Origin of the sequence: Streptomyces sp. NPDC058877 (assembly GCF_042742855.1) — a bacterium.
GTDB lineage: Bacteria > Actinomycetota > Actinomycetes > Streptomycetales > Streptomycetaceae > Streptomyces.
Genome location: NZ_JBHYMF010000033.1, coordinates 1 through 18,160, shown reverse-complemented (window position 1 = coordinate 18,160; position 18,160 = coordinate 1). Strand labels below are relative to the sequence as shown.

At 71.4% G+C, this 18,160-nt stretch carries 17 protein-coding genes; 6 read left to right on the top strand and 11 right to left on the bottom strand.

Translation table 11 applies throughout. The annotated features are described in order from the left end of the window. Positions 1-46: 46 nt before the first annotated feature. From haaT to ACFW2Y_RS10835, 5 genes are all read left to right on the top strand, one after another. The gene (gene haaT / locus ACFW2Y_RS10855) at positions 47-2,818 is read left to right on the top strand and encodes a cyclophane-containing RiPP biosynthesis TPR protein HaaT (protein ID WP_384876463.1); all 2,772 of its coding nucleotides are present in this window, start codon (positions 47-49) and stop codon (positions 2,816-2,818) included. Between the two features lie 110 nt (positions 2,819-2,928). Continuing rightward, positions 2,929-3,108, top strand: coding sequence for a HaaA family cyclophane-containing RiPP peptide (haaA, locus tag ACFW2Y_RS10850; protein WP_383165473.1), 180 nt, complete (start codon positions 2,929-2,931; stop codon positions 3,106-3,108). A gap of 13 nt (positions 3,109-3,121) precedes the next feature. Next, positions 3,122-4,282 (top strand): FxsB family cyclophane-forming radical SAM/SPASM peptide maturase, encoded by a 1,161-nt coding sequence (locus tag ACFW2Y_RS10845; RefSeq protein WP_384876388.1) that lies wholly within the window; start codon positions 3,122-3,124, stop codon positions 4,280-4,282. An 84-nt stretch (positions 4,283-4,366) separates the two neighbouring features. Further along, positions 4,367-4,843 carry a cyclophane-containing RiPP N-acetyltransferase HaaN gene (gene haaN, locus ACFW2Y_RS10840; protein ID WP_384876386.1) on the top strand — a complete coding sequence of 159 codons (477 nt, stop codon included), beginning with the start codon at positions 4,367-4,369 and terminating at the stop codon, positions 4,841-4,843. Positions 4,844-5,306: 463 nt separating this feature from the next. Then, a complete protein-coding gene (locus ACFW2Y_RS10835; RefSeq protein ID WP_384876384.1) occupies positions 5,307-5,546 on the top strand; it encodes a hypothetical protein in 240 nt (79 codons plus the stop codon). A gap of 29 nt (positions 5,547-5,575) precedes the next feature. Here ACFW2Y_RS10835 and ACFW2Y_RS10830 read toward each other — a convergent pair whose 3' ends face one another. The 10 genes from ACFW2Y_RS10830 to ACFW2Y_RS10785 all read right to left on the bottom strand — a co-directional run bounded on the left by ACFW2Y_RS10830 (position 5,576) and on the right by ACFW2Y_RS10785 (position 15,212). After that, a complete protein-coding gene (locus tag ACFW2Y_RS10830; RefSeq protein WP_384876382.1) occupies positions 5,576-6,388 on the bottom strand; it encodes a class I SAM-dependent methyltransferase in 813 nt (270 codons plus the stop codon). A gap of 44 nt (positions 6,389-6,432) precedes the next feature. After that, the gene (locus ACFW2Y_RS10825; protein ID WP_384876380.1) at positions 6,433-7,281 is read right to left on the bottom strand and encodes a phytanoyl-CoA dioxygenase family protein; all 849 of its coding nucleotides are present in this window, start codon (positions 7,279-7,281) and stop codon (positions 6,433-6,435) included. Beyond that, positions 7,278-9,437: a phosphoketolase gene (locus ACFW2Y_RS10820; protein WP_384876378.1), complete on the bottom strand. Its 2,160-nt coding sequence runs from the start codon at positions 9,435-9,437 to the stop codon at positions 7,278-7,280. Before ACFW2Y_RS10820 ends, ACFW2Y_RS10825 begins: the two co-directional genes overlap by 4 nt. Continuing rightward, the gene (locus tag ACFW2Y_RS10815) at positions 9,434-10,597 is read right to left on the bottom strand and encodes a hypothetical protein (protein ID WP_384876376.1); all 1,164 of its coding nucleotides are present in this window, start codon (positions 10,595-10,597) and stop codon (positions 9,434-9,436) included. Before ACFW2Y_RS10815 ends, ACFW2Y_RS10820 begins: the two co-directional genes overlap by 4 nt. Then, complete coding sequence (locus ACFW2Y_RS10810) at positions 10,597-11,307, bottom strand: HAD family hydrolase (protein WP_384876374.1); 711 nt, start codon at positions 11,305-11,307, stop codon at positions 10,597-10,599. Before ACFW2Y_RS10810 ends, ACFW2Y_RS10815 begins: the two co-directional genes overlap by 1 nt. Continuing rightward, complete coding sequence (locus tag ACFW2Y_RS10805; RefSeq protein ID WP_384876372.1) at positions 11,304-12,467, bottom strand: enolase C-terminal domain-like protein; 1,164 nt, start codon at positions 12,465-12,467, stop codon at positions 11,304-11,306. The genes ACFW2Y_RS10810 and ACFW2Y_RS10805 overlap by 4 nt, the downstream gene beginning before the upstream one ends. After that, entirely contained in the window at positions 12,467-13,531 is a 1,065-nt protein-coding gene (locus ACFW2Y_RS10800) for a radical SAM protein (RefSeq protein WP_384876370.1), read from the bottom strand. The genes ACFW2Y_RS10805 and ACFW2Y_RS10800 overlap by 1 nt, the downstream gene beginning before the upstream one ends. A gap of 73 nt (positions 13,532-13,604) precedes the next feature. Continuing rightward, positions 13,605-14,522 carry a hypothetical protein gene (locus ACFW2Y_RS10795; RefSeq protein ID WP_384876368.1) on the bottom strand — a complete coding sequence of 306 codons (918 nt, stop codon included), beginning with the start codon at positions 14,520-14,522 and terminating at the stop codon, positions 13,605-13,607. A 31-nt stretch (positions 14,523-14,553) separates the two neighbouring features. Continuing rightward, positions 14,554-14,766 (bottom strand): hypothetical protein, encoded by a 213-nt coding sequence (locus ACFW2Y_RS10790; protein WP_384876366.1) that lies wholly within the window; start codon positions 14,764-14,766, stop codon positions 14,554-14,556. A 50-nt stretch (positions 14,767-14,816) separates the two neighbouring features. Further along, positions 14,817-15,212, bottom strand: coding sequence for an ATP-binding protein (locus ACFW2Y_RS10785; RefSeq protein WP_384876364.1), 396 nt, complete (start codon positions 15,210-15,212; stop codon positions 14,817-14,819). A 352-nt stretch (positions 15,213-15,564) separates the two neighbouring features. Between ACFW2Y_RS10785 and ACFW2Y_RS10780 the strand changes: the two genes are divergently transcribed. Then, positions 15,565-16,920 (top strand): hypothetical protein, encoded by a 1,356-nt coding sequence (locus tag ACFW2Y_RS10780; protein WP_384876362.1) that lies wholly within the window; start codon positions 15,565-15,567, stop codon positions 16,918-16,920. Positions 16,921-16,926: 6 nt separating this feature from the next. Here ACFW2Y_RS10780 and ACFW2Y_RS10775 read toward each other — a convergent pair whose 3' ends face one another. Beyond that, complete coding sequence (locus tag ACFW2Y_RS10775) at positions 16,927-17,721, bottom strand: fumarylacetoacetate hydrolase family protein (RefSeq protein WP_384876360.1); 795 nt, start codon at positions 17,719-17,721, stop codon at positions 16,927-16,929. Between the last annotated feature and the right edge of the window lie 439 nt (positions 17,722-18,160).

The window sequence follows — 18,160 nt, the reverse complement described above, 5'->3', positions numbered from 1 at the left end:
TGCCAGCAGGGGCGGCTCATCCCCCTGAAGGCCGGGCGGCGTGCGCATGAGGCTTCGGCGCGGGATCTCGATCGCTGTCGTGGCCGCCGGCGGGGTAGTGACGACCATGCTCGTGGGGCTGGTCACGAACGCGGTGTCCGAGTCGGAGTGGCCGGGGTGGCTGGGGTGGCTGCAGAGGCATGCCTGGTTCTCGTTCGTGCTGCTCGGGGCGCTGCTCGTGGTGATGACGGTGTTGGCCGCCCTGTCGGATTCACGGACGCACGTGCGGCAGCCCGAGTCTGCGCCCCAGAACGAGGCCGAGCCGCCGGGGGCCGCACTCGTGTTGCGGGCGCTGCCGCGCGACACCGCGGCGTTCACGGACCGGGGCGCCGAGCTGGCGGCGCTCGTGGGGTCGGTGCGGGCGGCGCAGGAGAGTGGTGAGGCGCTGCCGGTGCACGTGATCGACGGGATGGCGGGTGTGGGGAAGACAGCGTTCGCCGTGCACGCCGGGCATGTACTGGCGGAGCGGTTCCCGGACGGGCAGCTGTTCGTGAACCTCAACGGGCACACGACCGGGCGGAGCCCCGTGCAGGCGGGCGAGGCGCTGGCGTCGTTGTTGGCGGCGACCGGGGTGCCGGCGGGGCGCATTCCGGCAGGTGACGACATAGGCGCGGTCACCGAGGCGAGGGCAGCCATGTGGCGCAGCGGTCTCGCCGGCAAGAAGGCGCTGCTGATCCTCGACAACGCGGGCAGTTACCGGCAGCTGGAGCCCCTGCTTCCTGGCGCGGGCGACTGCCTGGTGCTGGTGACCAGCCGGAAGCGGCTCGCGGCGCAGGAGGAGGTGGTGCTGCCCGTGCAGGCGCTGCCGGCGGACCACGCCGTTGATCTATTCATACGGCTCAGCGGGCGGTCGTCCGGGTCGCTCGATCCGGACGTGGTCGAGGAGCTTGTCGGGCTGTGCGGATACCTGCCACTGGGGGTGTCCCTGCTCGCCGCGCGGCTGCGGCACCACCCGTCGTGGAGCGCGGAGGACCTTCGCGAGCGCCTGGTGGCCGCGCGGGATCGGCTGGGGGAGCTGCGGGCCGGGGAGCGGGCGGTGGCGGCGACGTTCGAGCTGTCGTACCAGGATCTCGAGGAGGATCGGCGGCGCTTCTTCCGGGGCCTGGGCTTCTACCCCGGGACCGACCTCGATGCCTACGTGGGTGCCGCGCTCGGTGGGGTGACCGTGGCGGATGCTCGGCGGCAGCTCGACGCGCTGTATGACGCCCACATGATCGACGAGCATCCGGGGAGCCGGTACCGGCTTCATGATCTGTTACGTGACTACGCCCGCGGTCTCGCCGACGAGGGAGGCAGCAGTATGGAGCAGACCGAGGCCGTTCAGCGAGTGTGCCTCTACTACCTGGCCGCTCTCGCCGCCGCGAACCGGCACCTCGTCCGCAGCGGAGCGGTTGCGCCCGTACTGCCCGACGCGGCCGCCTCGGTGGAGACCCAGCGCATCGAGTCCCGTGCGGCCGCCCTCGCCTGGCTGGAGAACGAACGGGCCAACGTACTCGCCTGCATCCGGCGCGCGAGCGGTCTCGCCCTGCATGAGCTGGTAATCCGTCTGGCCGCCGCCATGGCGCCGTTCCTGCGGCAGGCCGGGCCGTGGGACCAGGCCGTCGGGCTCCACCGGACGGCTGCCGACGCCGCCCGGCACACCGGTGACCGCAAGGCCCTCGCCGGCGCGCTCGCCGAGCTCGGAGTCGTACGGCGCTTCATGGCCGCCTACCCCGAGGCGACCGAGGCGCTGGGCGAGGCGGTGGAGGAGTACGAGGCCGTGGGTGACCGCCGCGGCAAGGCCGACGCGTTGAACCAGGCCGGCATCGTCTGGCTCATGACCGCCGACAACGAGGCTTCCGCCCGAGCCCAGACCGAGGCCCTCGCGCTCTACCGCGAGGTGGGCGACAGGCTCGGGCAGGCCAACGCACTCGCGGATCTCGGCATGGCGCGCCGGCAGACCGGCCGCTTCGACGCCGCCGTGGAGGCTCAGAGCGAGGCGCTGTCGATCTACCGGGAGCTCCACGATCGGTACGGGGAGGCGAACTCCCTCAGGGACCTCGGCGTCGTACACCGCCTCACGGGCGAGTACGAGCAGGCGGCGCGGCGACATCGCGAGGCGTACGACATCTACGTGGAGCTCGACGACCGGACCCACCAGGCGTACGCGCTCAACGAGCTGGGCGTCGTGAGGAGGCTGACGGGCGACGTCGTCGGCGCCCGAGAGGCGCACGACCAGGCGCTGGAGCGCTTCACCGAACTCGGGGAGCGGTTCGGACGCGCGAACAGCATCCGCAACCTGGGGGCGCTGGAGCGCGTGTCAGGGAGCGCCACGGAAGCGGTCCGGATACTGGAGGAGGCTCTGAGGGCTTTCCGTGATCTCGGCAGCCGCGGTGGGGAGGCCGCTTCCCTGAGCGAGCTGGGTGCGGCCCGTGCGGCGCTCGGTGAGCGGGAGGAGGCCGTCGAGGCGTTCCGGCGCAGCCTGGAGCTCCACCGAGAGCTGGGGGATCGGAGTGGCGAGGCTGAGGTGCTGAACCACTGGGGGACCTTGCTGCGCGCGTCCGGCGACACCCAAGAGGCGCGGCAGTACTTTGAGCAGGCGCTCGTGCTGGCCGGGGAGATCCGCTCCCCGCTGGAGGAGGCGCGGGCCCTGGAAGGGATCGGCCGCTGCGACCGGATCTCGGCCGGGCCCGCGCGAGCCGAGGCCGCTCTGCGGAACGCGGCCGCCCTCTATCGGCGGCTCGGAGTCGATGCGGCGGCTCAGGAACTCGAGGAGCTGCTCGCCCCACGAGCCGGATAGGCCGGTCGTCACCTGGCCGGAATCTGTATGCCGCCGACGACAACAGCACTGCTACGGTGCCGAGTCGGTCTGTCGCTTCAACCGCCATCGCACACCACGAGGAGCGTTGAATGTCGCCACGTACGCCCATGCTCGCGCCGCCCGCCTGCCCCGAATCCATCGAGGGCAATGCCGTCCTGGAGCGCCTTGCTGCCCGTGTGCAGCAGCGGCTCGACGAAGAGAAGTCCGCCGGGGACGGCTTCGCCGAGGGGCCTCACGCGGCGTCTCTTATCTGGCCCTGGTGGTTCTGAGCGCCGACGCTCGATGACCTCGCGCGAAGAGACCGCACCTTTTCGGACCTTCATCCTCAAGGTCGCGAACCGCTGCAACATCGACTGCGACTACTGCTACGTCTTCAACTCCAAGGACCAGTCGTGGCGGCACCTGCCCGTCCGGCTCGGCGTGGACGTGGCGAGGGAGGCAGGCCGGCGCATCGGCGAGCACGCCATGGCGCACGGCCTGCCGGCCGTCCACGTCGTTCTGCACGGCGGGGAGCCGCTGCTGGCTGGCCGCCGGCACGTGGCAGAGCTCCTCGAAGCCGTACGCGAAGGCATCCCGGCGGACGTGAGGGTCCGCTTCGAGCTCCAGACCAACGGAACGCTCCTCACGAAGGCGTGGCTCGACCTTTTCGAGAGGTACGGGGTGGTCGTGGGCGTGAGCCTCGACGGGCCCCCGACCGCGAACGACCGGCACCGGCTGACCCATACCGGGCGGCCCAGCTCGGCCGCCGCCGTTCGCGGCATCGAGTTGCTTCGGGACCGGCCGCATCTCTTCGCTGGCCTCCTTGCCGTCGTGGACCTGGCCAACGACCCCGTCGAAGTCCATGACTACCTCGCGTCGTTCGGGCCGCCGGTCATCGACTTCGGTCTTCCGCACGCCACCCACGACGACCCGCCGCACCGCGACAACCTCGATGTTCCCGAGTACGGGTTCTGGATGAGCCGGGTGTACGACGCATGGCTCGCCCGGCCCGAGCACCGGCACAGCATCCGGATGCTGGAGGACATGGTGGCGCTCAGCTCAGGCGTGCGCGGTGCGGTGGAGACACTCGGCCTGGCCCCGCCGACGAGCATCGTGATCGAGTCCGACGGGACGATGGAAGGCGTGGACACCCTGCGCTCCGTCGAGGAAGGCGCGTCCCGGCTCGGGCTGGACGTCTTCCAGCACTCCCTCGACGAGGCGTCGCGTCACCCGAAGCTCCTGCACAGGGCATACGGTCGGGCGGCACTCGCCGAGAAGTGCCAGAGCTGCCCTCTGGTGGAGGTCTGCGGTGGCGGGTACCTCCCCCACCGCTTCAGCGCGGTCGGCGGATACAGGAATCCCTCCGTCTACTGCGCGGACCTGGAGTACCTGATCCGACACGTTCAGGACTCCTTGCGCGCGAGCGGGTGGGACGCGTACGCGCCGGCCGCGCAGTCTCCATGAGACGGCGGGCGTAGCGCCGCCGAGGTGCTGAGCGTTGGAGCCAGTGAGCGAAGTGAAAGACGAACGAGGAACGAGGAGTTGTCCATGACGGTGACGATCCGATCTGCCGAGCAGCGGGACGTCCACGCGGTGGCCGAACTGATCGAGGAGATCGAGCGGTTCTACGGATCGACCGAGATCCAGCCCTTCGAGGAGCGGCGCGCGCAGGTGGAGGAGGCGTTGTTCGGCGCCGCGCCGCTGGCTTCGGCTCTCCTGGTCGAGGACGTGGCCGGGGACATCGTGGGGCTCGCCGCATACTCCTTCCTGTGGCCGGCGGCCGGCTCCACTCACTCACTGTTCCTCAAGGAGCTGTACGTTCGCGACACCCTGCGCCGCCAGGGCATCGGCGCCCAGCTCATGGAGGAACTCCGGGCCCTGGCCGCCGCGCGCCCGGGGTGCGGCCGCGTCGAGTGGATGACGGACCGCGACAACCCCGTCGCCCGCGCGTTCTACAAGTCACTCGGGTTCGCCGAGTTCGATGGGAAGATCGTCTACCGGATCGAGACGACCGGCACGGCGTGAGGGGACGCGGGGCTGTGAAGGAAGAACGCTGCGAGCGATGCGAGCTCATCGTCGGGCAGGGCTGCTGCTGCCCGGCGAACGGCGCCGCGCCCAGGGCGGAGCGGTCCACGTCTACGATCCGACGGGAATGGCGGGGCTTCCCCGCGGACACCATCCTGATCTCGCCCACGCGGTTCGCGCACCTGCCGGGGGCTTGTACTCACCTGGAGGATGAGTACATCAAGGCACCCCGGTGGGGCTGGATTCCAGACCCGCCGCCTGGGCTCTGGGATCGGCTGAACGTCACCCATCCGGCGACCGCGACAGAGGGCAACACCGCCCGGCAGGCTGTAGTGAGGTGCAGCTCCTGCCAGACGGCGGTGTCGTAGCAGCTGCGCCGTGTGGACGGTCGCTTGGTTCAACCCTGCCGCCGATCTTGTGATGACCCTGGATCCCGAACGATCACGCTGGGTACGTTGTCGCCATGCTCCCCGAACCGCACAGCCGTGAAGAGCTGGTCGCCTTCCTGCGTGACCTGCACAAAGAGTTCCGTGCTCGTGGCCACGAGTGGGAGAACAACACTCTGGACGGCTTCCTTGAAGCACTCGCCGCGTGGGTGAACGACTCCCCAGGTGCGTACCGTCATTGGGGAGAGCCGATCCCCTCTGACGGAGACTGGACCTTCATGGCCCGAGCCCTCCACGCAGCCACCAGCTACGAGTAGAGCGGGGCTCCGCGGCTCTCCAGCGTTACTCAGGGCCTGGTGGCGATGATCGCCTCGGTGCGGATCACCTCGTCGAACTGTCCGGACGGGTCGAAGGCGAGCAGGGCCTTGCGCAGGTCCTGCTCGAACGCGTCCTTCTTCTCGCCGAGCTGGGCGGGGCTGGAGTAGGAGAGGCTGAAGACCCAGCCGATGACCTCGTCCACGGTGCGGGTCATGGTGTGGTCCCAGCGCGCGGTTTCGACCTGGGAGAACGGGCTGCGGGCGAGGACGTCCTGGTGGCGTTCCTTGGGGTGGGTGTAGGTGCCGGAGCCGGCGCGCCGGTCGGGGCCGAGGTAGCGGGTACGGACCTCGTCGACGACCTGCAGCCAGGGGGCGGGCTCCAGGTCGCCGGGGGCGCCGCCGGAGGCGAGGACGATCGCTCCGCCGGGCTCGATGATCCGGTCGAGATCGCGGGCCACCTGGTCACGGTCCATCCAGTGATAGGCCGCGCCCATGACGGTGAGGAGCACGGGCCCGATGTCCATCGCCGGGAGGGTGATGGAGTCGCCCTCCCGCCAGGTGATGTTGGTGATGCCGCGTTCGGCGGCCAGGCGGCGGCCCTCTTCGAGCATGCCCTTCTCGGGGTCGACGGCGACGACCTCGCCGACGAGCGGGGCGAGTTCGAGGGCGATGATGCCGGGGCCGGCACCGAGGTCGAGGACACGCTGGGTGCCGTCCAGGCCGAATCGGTCGGCGAGCAGGGTGTAGAACTCGGGCGCGTAGCGGGGCCGGAAGGCGGCGTAGTACGGCGCGGTGGACGCGAACAGCTCTTTGGGCTTGTACGAGGGGGTGGAGGAGGTCACGGGTCCAGTCTCTCGCGGGGGTGCGGTCAGGGGCGGGTGATCGGTCAACGAGCCGGGGCCGTAGTCAGGTGCTGCCACCACTCGGTGATCGGACGAGCGCCGGAGCCCTCGCGGGCGACGGAGCCGTCGGGGTTGCGGTCGCGGGCGCCGAGAAGCTGCCGCTCGACGGCGTCGAGGTCCGGCCGGTCGAGAAAGCCAGGGACGGGGTCGTCGACCGCGTTGAGCCACCGGTAGCCGTACTGCATCATCACGGCCAACCGGTCGTGGCCGGAGCGGTTGAGGCCGCCGGCGTGCCAGGTGCGGTTCTCGAAGAGCACCACGTCATACGGGCCGATGTCCGGAGTGAGCGCGCCGGGCGGGTCGATGTCCCCCTGGGGGACGGTGACGGGCCCGGTGCGGGTGTGGCTGCCGGGCACGAACATGGTGAACCCCGCGTCCGGTCCTGGGTTAGTGAGGAAGTACGCCACCTTGATCGCCAGGCGGGGCGTGTGCTCGACGCCGAGGTCGGCCACGGTGGAGTACATGTCTCGGTGCCATCCGTGCCGGGACGGCACGCGGATGGTGCGCTGCTCATCGGGCAGGGATGGCATGGCGATCAGGTTGCTCGACACCAGGTGGATGTTCGGACTGAGCAGGCCGACGAGGGTGGGCAGCACGGCCGGGTTGGCGACGAGTGGCAGGAAGGCGTCGTCCAGGGCGACGACGCCGCGGAAGCCGTCCTTGCCGTCGACCGAGCGGTCCCGGCCCAGGGTGCGGTCGGTGGCGAGAAGCCGTACGGCGGCCTCGGCCGCGCGGTCGCGGACCTCGGGGGAGAGAGCGCCGCGCAGGATGAGGAGGCCGTCGCGGTCGAAGGCGGCCAGCTGCTTCGGGTCGGGTGCCAGCGGGGTGGTCATTGCGGCTCCTTCAGCATCGAGAGCGCCTGGGCGGTGAGCGCGGCGGCGGACATTCCGCAGAGCTCCAGCAGGTCGGCGGACGGCAGGGGGCGGCCGGGGTCGCGGTAACCGACTACCCGGACCCGGGCGGCTTTGCCGCGGGCGGCGAGCAGGGCCCGAACGGCTGGCGCCTGAGTGACGGTGGCCAGCAGTACGGGAACGTCGGCCGGGAACAGGCGGGCGAAGGTGCCGTCGGGCAGCGCGGCGGGCCAGGTGTCCGGTTGGCCGAGGCTGGTGAGGTCGTTGATGTGCACGTACTGGATGCGCGTGTCCGGGAGGACGGCGGAGATCTGGTTGGCCGCGGCGGACAGTTCGCGCGCCGCGACGTCGCCGGCGGAAGCCAGGACGATGTCCGGGTCCTCCTGATCGGGGTTACTCAGGTGGGGCCAGATCGCGGCGCCGTTCGTCATCTCCTCGTGGAAGGTGTCCGGCGGGAACGTGAGCCTGTGGTGCTTGTCGGCGATCAGGAAGTTCGCCCGGTCCCGCCCGGTGAGCATGGCCGTGAGGGTCGCGGCCGCGCGTGTGGCGTCGGCCGGGGTGTAGACGTGCACGGTGGGGTTCTCGGTCTCCAGCATTGCGGAGACGAGCCCGGGGTTCTGGTGGGTGTAGGTGTTGCGCCAGCCCAGCGAGGTGATCAGGTAGTTGATGTTCGGTAGCCCGCCCATGCCGGCCGCGGTCCGCGCGCTGCGGTGCTTGAGGTGCTGTACGAGCAGGCTGGTGTTGACCGCCGCGAACGCCTCGTACGTGGCCAGAAGAGCGTCGCGGCCGGTCTCGGTGTAGCCCTGGAGCCAGGCGTGGCAGATCTCCTCGTTGAGGATCTCGCTCGCCCATTCCGGCAGCCGGTCGTCCCCGGCGTCGGCCAGGCGCAGCCGGTTGGAGGCGGCCTCGTCCGGGCTGAACAGGCGGAACGAACCGGCGGCGGCGCGCTCGCGGATCACGGCGCTGACCAGCGGCCACGCCGGTTCTCCCCGGACGGCGAGCGGCGCTACCGGTGGGGCGGGGCGGGGCCGGGCCAGCGGGTGTGGCAGCGCCTGCCGTACGAGGTCGGATGGCTGCCCCTGGTCGGTGAACAGTTCGGCCGGCTCGTACGAGGCAAGCCAGGCGGCGAGGGCAGCGAACTCCTCCCGGTTGCGGGCGGGATCCTTCAGCGGGGTCTTGTGGACGGCCGGGGTTCCGGCGATCTGGCGGCCCGCGACCTGCTCGGGGCCGGTCGCGCCCTTGGGCACGGTCAGGACGATGACCGGCTGCGGGCGGGCGACACCGAGCGGCCGCAGCCTGGCGAACACCTCGGCCAGGGCCGTCCGGAAGCCGGCCACGTCGGAGCCGTCGTGGAGGAACGGCTCGTACCCCAGGCCGGTGAAATACGCGCGCAGTTCGTTCTCGTCGAGCCCGGACAGGATGGAGGGGCCGCCCATCCGCAGGCCGTTGGCCAGCACGACGGGCAGTACGGCCCCGTGCAGCCCGGACCCGAGCAGCGCCCGCCGGGCCGTCCAGGCGGCCGCGGCGGCGCCGGTCTCCAGCTCTCCGTCGCCGAGCAGCGCGACTACCAGGCGGTGCGGGGCGTCCAGGACCATGCCCTGCGCGACGGCGAGCGCCGGTCCGAGCTGGCCGCCGGTGTAGCGCACGCCAGGGATGAGCGGGGTGATCTCTCCGCCGTAGGCGCGGGTGTGGGGGAAGCCCTCGGCGAGCGCGCGCAGGTCTGCGGCGGACCAGCCCGGGCCGTTGCCGGTCAGGGTGAGGGTCTTGGTCAGGTAGGCGTGGGCCAGGGCGGAGGGTCCGGCATGCCCGGCGCCGTGGACGACCAGGACCTCGCTGCCCGGGGGCCGTCCGGCGGTGAGCGGCCCCAGGTGCGCGAGCATGAAGTTCACCGGCGGGCACACTCCCCAGTGTCCGCTCGGCACCTCCTTCACGTCCTCCACCCGCAGCGGCCGGCCGGGCAGCACGTTGTCGCGCAGGTACAGCTGCGCGGCGCACAGATAGTTCAGCGCCCGCCACGCGGCCGTGACGGCCGCGTCCGGCACGCGGGCCGCGGCGTGCGAGGCGGCCTGGCGCCAGTCGGGGAAGTCGCCCAGGCCCGCGACGACGTCCGGCCCAGGGAGTAGAGCGGTCTCCGTCACCGTGCCACCCCCTTCCGGGCGGCGACCGCGTCCACGGCGGCGGTGACCCGCCCGGCCCGGATCTCCTCGGTGCCGGCCTCGGTGATCAGGTGGAGAATCTGCGCCTGCTCGTGAGCGGGCACCGCGCTCCAGTCCAGCCCGGCCCGCTCCAGGGCGGCGGCCAGGTCCTCGGGCACGCTGCGCGGGGTGCGGTCCCGCACGCCCCGCACCGTCAGAGGCACGCCGGTCACGCCGTCGGTGACGGCCGCGTACGGCACCGCCGCCTGCCCGCGCAGCGCGTAGGCGACCACCGTCCTGGAGCTGCCGGTGGGGAAGGTGACGCGCAGCTGGGCGCCGCGCTGGCCGACCGGCCCGCAGCAGGGCAGGAGCAGGAAGTCCCGGCCGCCGATCCGCTCCGGCCGGGCCACGACATGAACGACGTCGGACGCGGCCGGCAGCGGGAGCAGGACCATCGGATCCGGGCCCGCCGGGTCGGGCTCGGAGAGGAAGGGCGGGCGGGTGACGGCGATGATGCCGCCCTGGCCGCCCCCGGCGCGCCGCGCCGCCTTGTGCGTGAACAGCGTCCGGTCCACCGCCGCGAGCAGGGTGTCGGTGAAGGCGTGCTTCCAGCTCCGCTCCCTCTTGGCGGGCAGGTCGCCGACGGTGACGAACATCAGGGCGAAGGAGACCGTCACCGGCAGCGCGGCGCCGAGCCGGTCTCGCAGGATGCCGAGGGCTTGGTGGAACTGAGCGGCGCCGTCGACGACCGCGGCGAGGATCACCTCGTCGCCGCCGAAGGTCGCCGCGCAGCCGGCGTCGAAGGGCTGCTCGCGGAACCACGCGCGGGTCGTGGCCCCCACGGTCGCCATGACCTCGTTGCCGGCCAAGTGCCCGTAGGAGGCCGGGTTGGTGGAGTTCGTCCGCTCCACGTGGTCCTTCAGCCCGTCTACGTCCCCGATCGCCAGCGCCACCAGCCGTCTATCGTCCAGCGCGGCGGCCAGGCAGCGAGGGATGTGGCTGTGGAAGTCGGGGAAGGCGACCAGGCCGGTGACCGCGTCCTCGCGGCTGCCCTCGCACCAGGTGCGCAGCGGCATCTGGCTGGGGTCGAACAGTGGCACGGACGAGGTCAGCGGGTCGTGGACGGGGGGCGCTGCCGGGTGGGACGTACGGGACGGCTCCATCAGCCGGCCACCTCCGATGTGATCGTCTCCGCTGCCGCCCGGGCGGGCAGCAACAGAGGGAGGGTGTTGAGGGAGTGCAGGCGCAGCGTGAGGGCGGCCGGCGTCAGTGGGCCGGTCGTGTGGTGACGGTCCGCCCAGGCCGTGTGCCAGCCGGCCGCCGCGGCCCCGCGTACGTCGGCGGTCATCGAGTCGCCGACGTGCAGCAGCTCTCCCGGACGCAGCCCGCTGGCGTGCTCGACGGCGGCGAACGCCTCCGGCTCGGGCTTGATCGCGCCGGTGCGCGCCGAGTAGAAGACGCCGTCCAGCAACTCGCGGAACGCGGGAGGATCCTGCTCGGGCACTGAGGAACCGAGCGCATTGGTCATGGCGTACAGGGCATAGCCCCTCGCCCGCAGCTCGGCGAGCGTGTCCGGCACGTCCGGGTACAGCTGCGGGTTCTCGGCCCGGCGCCGGGCCCGCTCCAGCACCTCGGTGAGCGGCCCGGTGAGCCCAGGCCGCCCGAAGTCGGCCGCGATCTCGTGGGCGAGGTCCTGCGGGGTGACCAGACGACGCTTGGCGCTCCGCCCCATCAGGGCGCGGGCCTCCTCCAAGGAGATGCCGAGGACCTCGGCGACCTGGCCGGTCGTCGCCACCGGCTCCGGGCGCACCAGCGTGCCGCCCAGGTCAAAGCAGACCGCCCGCACCCCGGACCACATCACCCGGCCGCTCACGACCCGACCTCCCACGCCGGGAGAGGCGAGGAAGTGACCGGCAGCGGGGCGAGCCCGGCGCGGGGCCCGGACGGCAGCAGCCCCGCCTCGACGACGGCGGCCTCGGTGAACACCTGCTGCCGCAGCGGCTCCAGCGTCAGGTGCCACTCCACCGCCGGGATCTTGTCCCGGCAGCACGCCCCGGCCAGCGCGAGCGCCGCCCACAGCCGGTCGCCGTGCGGGAACGTCGCCATCCCCAGATCGGCGGCCACCTCCGTGGTGTGCAGAGAGCGGGCCAGCCCGCCCGACCAGCCCGGGTCGGTCTGCCACACGTCCACCGCCCCACCGGCCAGCAGCCGCATCTGCTCGTGCTCGTCGACCGCGTGCTCACCGGCCGCCATCGGCACCCCGGCCCCGGCCACCCGCACCCGGCCCCAGGCGAACCCGCCCGGCTCCACCAGCTCCTCGGCGAACGCGACATCCAGGTCAGCCAGCACGGGCATCAGGGCCAGCGCCTCGTCCAGCCGGCACCGGCGCAGCCCGTCGACCATGAACTGGCCGTCACCCGCCGCTTCCCGCAGCGCCCCCAGCACCCGGCCGACGACCCGCGGCCCATGGCGCAGCAACTCCTTGGTGAGCGGCCACTTCTGCCCCCAGAACCCCTGCTCGGCGATCCACGCCGCCGCCTTCACCGCCTCCGGACGGCTCGGGTCCAGGCCGAGCGCGGACGCATACACCGGCACCCGCTCCCGTACCGTGCCGCCCAGCAGCTCCGGCACCGACCGGCCCGAGGCCCGCGACGCCAGATCCCAGCACGCCAGCTCAACCGCCGACACGGCCTGACGGGCATGCGCACCCTGCTGGTGCCGACCCGCCCGCGGCCGGTAGCCGAGCTTGCGCGGCGCCGCCGCATCGTGCCCGATAAGCCCGTCGGCGAGGGTGTCCACGACGAGCCGCGCCACGCACTCTCCGACGGGCGCGTGCCAGCCCGAGACTCCGTCGCCGACCACCTCGATCGCGAACCGCGTCCGGTGCTCCGGCCACGACGGACCCGCCGGGTCCAGGGCCACCGCGGCCACCGCGTCCGGCAATCCCTCCGGCAGACCGGCCGGCTGCCCGGCCACCGGCCACACCCGCACCGCCCGCACCACCGTCACGGCCCCGCCGTCCCGCCTGGCCATCAGATCCGCGCCCCGGTCAGCTGCTCACCAGCGAACGTGTACGCCCACGGCGAGCGGTAGTTCTGCCACCACTGCGGCCGAAGCCCCGTCTCCGCGAACAGCTCCTCGATCGCGCGGCGCATCGTCAGGCTCCACTCGATCGTGTCCGACCCCGGCGTGCGGTAGACGTCCATGTACGGGTTGTGGGCCTGGTACGTCTGGAACCTCGGGAACGTCGTCGTCACCGGCACCAGCCGCTTCAGGTTCTCCACGGCCTCCTCGATCGGGTCCAGGCCCACGATGTACGTGAAGTCCGTGGTGATGCCCTGCTCCTTCGCCGCCCCGAGCGTGGCGACCATCTGGTCGATCGTCAGCGCGGCCTTGGACTGCTTGAGGATGTTCGCCCTGTTGGTGAAGCACTCCACCGTCAGCGTCAGGTGGAACGGGCCGAGCTCGGCGGCCCGGTCCAGGCCCGCCTCGCTGGTGAGGACTGACGACAGGAAGTGCAGGGTCCCTTCGCAGCCGGTGCTGCGCATCGCGGCGCGCACGCCCTCCAGGTGCTCCAGGGCCAGGTGCTCGTAGAGGAAGCAGCCGGTGCACACCGTGACGGTCTCCACGCCCGACAGGTCAGCCATGCCGGAGTTCGCCGCGAGGGTGGCGAAGTAGCCGGGCAGGTCGAGTTCTCGGATCGCCGGGTCCGAGGCGCCCTCCAAGGTGTTCGGGCAGAACGTGCACCCGGTGCACTGCGAACGCGCGTTGGAGTTGAGGGTGAGCATCTTCGTGCCGTTGCGCCAGTAGCCCAGCACGGCGTCGTCGTCCTCGATGCCAGCGACCGTGCCGACCCGCTCGCCGTGGAGCCGCAGTTCGCGCTCGTCGATCTCGAAGGGCGAGTCCTCGCGGCCCAGGGAGAGGATCAGGTACGACGGGTCGTCCGGCCGCGAGTCCAGCTCCAGCCGAAACCGCATCCGCGGCTTGTCCAGCGACGAGCGCGCCCCGCAGCTGTTCAGCGCGAGGAGCAGTACCTCCTCGCGGTTGATCTTCCACTCACGGGCCACCTCTTCCAGGTGGCTAACGGATTCGAGCATCGGCTTCCCTCTCTGGTGTCTGGTGTCTGGTGTCTGGTGTCTGGTGCTGTGGGCCCACCCGCCGTGACGGTCGTCATGGCAAGACCTCCGGCGTCGCCGCGTGCCGCACCTGACCGCGGAGGAAGATCTGCAGGAGGAGGCGGCGCTCGTCCTCGGCTACGTCCTCCTGGCCGCCGCCGAGGGCCTCGCGGCCGTGACAGCACAGGTGCTGGTTGGCGATGAGCAGGTCGCCTCGCCCGAGCAGGAACCGGCGCTTCCCGGTGATCAGTTCGCGTTCCAGGGCCCGGACCGCCTTGATGTACGGGTCGGCGGGATCGGTGTCCGCGAGCATCTTGGCCGTGAACCGGACGAAGCCCTCCGACGGCGGCAGGCCGTCGAGGATCGGGAACGGCTGCCGCTCATCCCCGACGCCCGTGAGCTCGAAGAACGACCCGTCGACGTACTGCGGGTGGGTCAGCAGCTCGGCGTCTGCATAGCCGAGCCGGTCTACGGCGCGGCGGACCTGCGAGACCACGCTGTGGCCCTGGCCTCTGGGATCGGGGCGGACGCACAGCTGGGCGATGTAGTCCGGCGGGAGGGTGGAGTTCACGACGTCGATGTGCATCGGGTCGATGGCGAGGTTGGTGCCGAGCGGCTGCCACAGCGGCCAGTGGTCGTAGGCCCGCAGCGGCGTCGCGATCAAGGAGAGCAGCGCGGTCACTGCCCGCAGGCCGGCCTCCTCGGACTCAGCCGCGTCGAGCAGCTCGGCCAGCTCGAGGACCGCGAAGCCGTCGCCGTCGGGGGCGCCGAGCAGCTGGTGGCAGGTCGTGGTGAACTCGGCGAGGCGGGGCAGGCCGGCCAGCACCCCGTGGTACCGCGCGACGGTCTCGGGCGAGAGCTCGTCGTCGTTGCCGAGCAGCCACTGGGGAAGGTCGGTGGCCCGCTGGGCGAGGTCGGCGACAAGCTCCTTCGGCAGGGTCACCCGGTACTCGGGCACGGAACGGGAAGTCATGGAGCACTCCTCGTGGGAATCAGCGGGTGGGCTACGGATACGGGAGGTCGGTGCGGGCGACGGCGACCCAGGTGATCAGCAGGACCGGCACGACAAGGACCGCGAACTGGAACCAGCCGAAGCCGTAGCGGCGGAGCAGCTGGACGGGGTGGCGAAAGGCCCAGCGCGAACGGGCGAACCGCCGCCGGGGGATCGTGGCTCTGGGCGCCGAGATCACCGCGCCTGCGCTTCGATCCGCTGACACGACCCGAGTGCCTGGCGAGACTCGCGACGGTGGGACCTCAACCGCCTCGCTCACGCCGCACGGCTTCCGTTCATCGGAAAGACGCACCAGGCGATCGTGCTGTCGTCGGTGAACCCCCAGCTGCCGCCGAGCTCCGCCACGAGCGCGTCCACCAGCCACAGGCCGCGTCCCTGCTCCGCCTCGGCCCCGGCCCGCCGGGGTCTCGGTGCCTCGGACGGCGAACCGTCGTCGACCTCCAGGCAGACCTCGTCGCCCACGCGCCGCATGCGCAGGCCCACGGCATCGCTCGTTCCGTGGACGATCGCGTTGCTGACGAACTCCGAGATCACCACCTCGGCGGAGTCGACCCGCGCCTCCGGCATCCGACACGCGTTGCGCAGCCAGGCCGTCCCGATCCGCCGCGCCTGCGAGACCCGCGAGGCGTCCCGGACGAAGGAGACGTCCACAGGCGACGGCACTATGCGTGCGCCGCCGCCAGCGGTGGGGACGCCACGGCAGCACGTGAGGCTCGTGGTGATGATCGAGGTGGGAACTGAGGACGCCATCGCCCAGCCCTTCCGCATGTCGGACCCTGGTGGCGAGGCGTGGCCGTGAGGCCGCGCCGTCGCGGTCCCCGAACGATGACGGCGGGCCCATGGACTTTCCTACGGCCCCGATCTCGTCGTTCCAGCCCCCGGTGGGTCCTGGCGTGGTCTTCTGGGACTTGAGCGCGTCCTGCCCGGCCACGAGGCGGGTAGGTGATCGACAATCGCCGCGTCAGGCGAAGGGGCCTGACGGCGTCCATGCGAAGGGGGCACGGTGGGCGACAGACCGCTGACGGTGTTCGGCAGGCTCGTACGGGAACGCGGCTGGGGATATGCACGGTTCAGCCGTGAGTTCCGCAAGGTCTGCGTCGAGCTACGTCTGGATGACGTCACTCCCCAGCGCAAGCAGTTCGACCGGTGGCGCACGGGGCAGATCAAGGGCGTGCCGCGTGCCGAGGCGTGTGAGGCACTCGAGGGCATGTTCCCGGGTTGGACAGCCGAGCAACTGCTCGCCTTAGCGGAACCCTCGCTGGTCGCGACCGCCGACGCCCCACTGGCACGTACGGAGCAAGAACCGGAGCACACGTCCGAGACAGGGGCGAACGTGCTCCTGGAGGAGGACGAGATGAAACGGCGAACCCTCATCCGCGGGCTTGTCGTCGGAACCACCCTCGGCATCACGGAATCGGCCCTGGAGGTCATGGCCGCCGCACGGCAACGCATGGACCTGGCGCTGGAGTCGTCGGCGATCGGGCCGGCGACTCTGGAACGCTGGGAAACCACCGCGTACGAGTACGCGCACGCTTACCAGACCGTGCCACCGCACCGGCTTCTCGCTGATGTCCTCGCCGACTTCACCGAGGTGGAGCGGCTGTTGGAACAGCGGCAGCCCATCCGCTATCGCCGACGCCTCTGCCGGGTAGCTGCCCAACTCGCCGCGATGGCCGGTATCTTCGCCTCAGCTCTCGGCGCCCACCGCGAAGCCCGCGGGTGGTTCCACACCGGCCGCCTCGCCGCGTCAGAGGCCGGCGACAACCAGCTCGAAGGCGCCCTCACCGTACGCTCGGCCATCGTCTCCCTCTACTACGGGACCCCCGCCTCCGCCCACGAGCAGGCCGCCCGGGCACGCCACATCCTGGGCGACACGGTCGGCCCCGCCACCACCCGCGGCCTGCTCGTCGAGGCCCGCGCGCTCGCCCGCATGGGACGCGGGGACGAGGCGCTGCCACTGCTGCGCCAGGCGGAGGACGCCTTCGGCCGGCTGACCGCCGAGGACCGCGACGACCCCTCCTTCGGACACACTGAGCGCCAGTTCCTCTGGCACCTCGGCAACGCGTGGACGCACCTGGGCCGCACCGAGGACGCCTGGCAGGTCCAGCGCCGGGCTCTCGACCTGTACCCGCCCACCGAGTACCTCGACCCGACCCTGATCCGATTGGACCGCGCGACGTGCCTGGCCCAGAGCGGCGAGCCGGAGGAGGCGTACCGCAGCGCCACGCAGGCCCTGACGTGCCTACCGGACGAACACCGCACCGGCATGGTCATGAAGTACGCCATCGACTTCAGCCGCGCCGCCGGACACGCCCAGCTCCCCGCCGGCAGGGAGTTCGCCGAGCTGCTGCGAGCCTGAGCCGACCTATCGGCCGACCACGGGATTGAGGAGGGCGCCGATCCCGGAGATGTGCACCGCGACCTCGTCGCCCGGGACGACCGGGCCCACCCCGGCCGGTGTGCCCGTGAGAAGCACATCACCCGGATCCAGCGTGACCGCCGCCGTGATGTACGCCAGCAGGGACGCGACCGGATGCAGCATGGTTTCCGTCCCGGCCGACTGCCGCTCCTCGCCGTTCACCTCGCAGCGCACGACGAGCTTCGTCGGGTCGAGGTCTGTGGTGATCCACGGACCGAGCGGGCAGAACGTGTCGAACGCCTTAGCCCAGGACGGCTGCCCGTCCTCCCGCTGGATGTCCCGGGCGGTCACGTCGTTGGCGCAGGTGTAGCCGAAGACGTACTCCAGCGCGTGCTCGGCCGGCACGTCGCGAGCCGTGCGTCCGATGACCACGGCGAGCTCGGCCTCGTAGTGCACTTCGTGCGACTGGGCCGGGTAGCGGATCGGCTCCCCGGGGCCGATCACGGCGGACGGAGGCTTGAAGAAGAGCCGGGGCGCAGCTGGCGTGTCCAGACTCAACTCGGCGATGTGGTCGGCGTAGTTACGGCCGACCGCCACGATCTTCCCGGGGCTGACCGGGGCGAGCAGCCGTACGTCGCGGAGCGGGACGCGGCGGCCGGTGACCTCCGCCGGTCCCCTCACCGGATCGGCGCTCAGCACCTCCAGGACGTCGTCCCCGTCCTCGGCGATGAGGCGCCCGTGAAGGACGTCGCCCTTCGATTCGAACCTGGCCAGCCGCTGCGATTCACCCGTCAGCCTCATGCCTGTACGGTACCTTCGCCCTAGAGAACGCTGGGGGTGCGTCCCGCCGGAGGCTGCGAGGTTGCTTGCTGCGGCCCTGAGCAGGGCTCGCCCCGCCCCGGACGCCGCGAGTGGGTCAATTCGTTCGAGTGTTTGACAAGTGTGGCCCGATGTAGCCGACGATCACCTTGCCGGTGGCGCCGGATGTGTCGTCGTAGAAGTGGACGCGAGGCGCGATCCGCCCCTTATTGTCGATCTTTATGTGGGCTTCCATGAACACCTTGCGTGAGGTGTCAACTTCGGGTGGCACAGGGAGCATTCTCTGCTGCCGGAACTTCTTGTCGTTGCGGACGGAGTCAGACTCAACCCGGGGTATTCAGCGGAATTGGGTGATCTGACGGTCCGGTAGCAGAAAGGTGCCGCTGGCCTGCAAGGATGCGAGTGTCTAGGTCGTATCCGC

Coding starts and splice junctions, on each gene's coding strand:
- haaT (WP_384876463.1), top strand. CDS start 47: ATGAGGCTTCGGCGCGGGATCTCGATCGCTGTCGTGGCCGCCGGCGGG.
- haaA (WP_383165473.1), top strand. CDS start 2,929: ATGTCGCCACGTACGCCCATGCTCGCGCCGCCCGCCTGCCCCGAATCC.
- ACFW2Y_RS10845 (WP_384876388.1), top strand. CDS start 3,122: ATGACCTCGCGCGAAGAGACCGCACCTTTTCGGACCTTCATCCTCAAG.
- haaN (WP_384876386.1), top strand. CDS start 4,367: ATGACGGTGACGATCCGATCTGCCGAGCAGCGGGACGTCCACGCGGTG.
- ACFW2Y_RS10835 (WP_384876384.1), top strand. CDS start 5,307: ATGCTCCCCGAACCGCACAGCCGTGAAGAGCTGGTCGCCTTCCTGCGT.
- ACFW2Y_RS10825 (WP_384876380.1), bottom strand. CDS start 7,281: ATGACCACCCCGCTGGCACCCGACCCGAAGCAGCTGGCCGCCTTCGAC.
- ACFW2Y_RS10815 (WP_384876376.1), bottom strand. CDS start 10,597: ATGGAGCCGTCCCGTACGTCCCACCCGGCAGCGCCCCCCGTCCACGAC.
- ACFW2Y_RS10805 (WP_384876372.1), bottom strand. CDS start 12,467: ATGGCCAGGCGGGACGGCGGGGCCGTGACGGTGGTGCGGGCGGTGCGG.
- ACFW2Y_RS10800 (WP_384876370.1), bottom strand. CDS start 13,531: ATGCTCGAATCCGTTAGCCACCTGGAAGAGGTGGCCCGTGAGTGGAAG.
- ACFW2Y_RS10795 (WP_384876368.1), bottom strand. CDS start 14,522: ATGACTTCCCGTTCCGTGCCCGAGTACCGGGTGACCCTGCCGAAGGAG.
- ACFW2Y_RS10775 (WP_384876360.1), bottom strand. CDS start 17,721: ATGAGGCTGACGGGTGAATCGCAGCGGCTGGCCAGGTTCGAATCGAAG.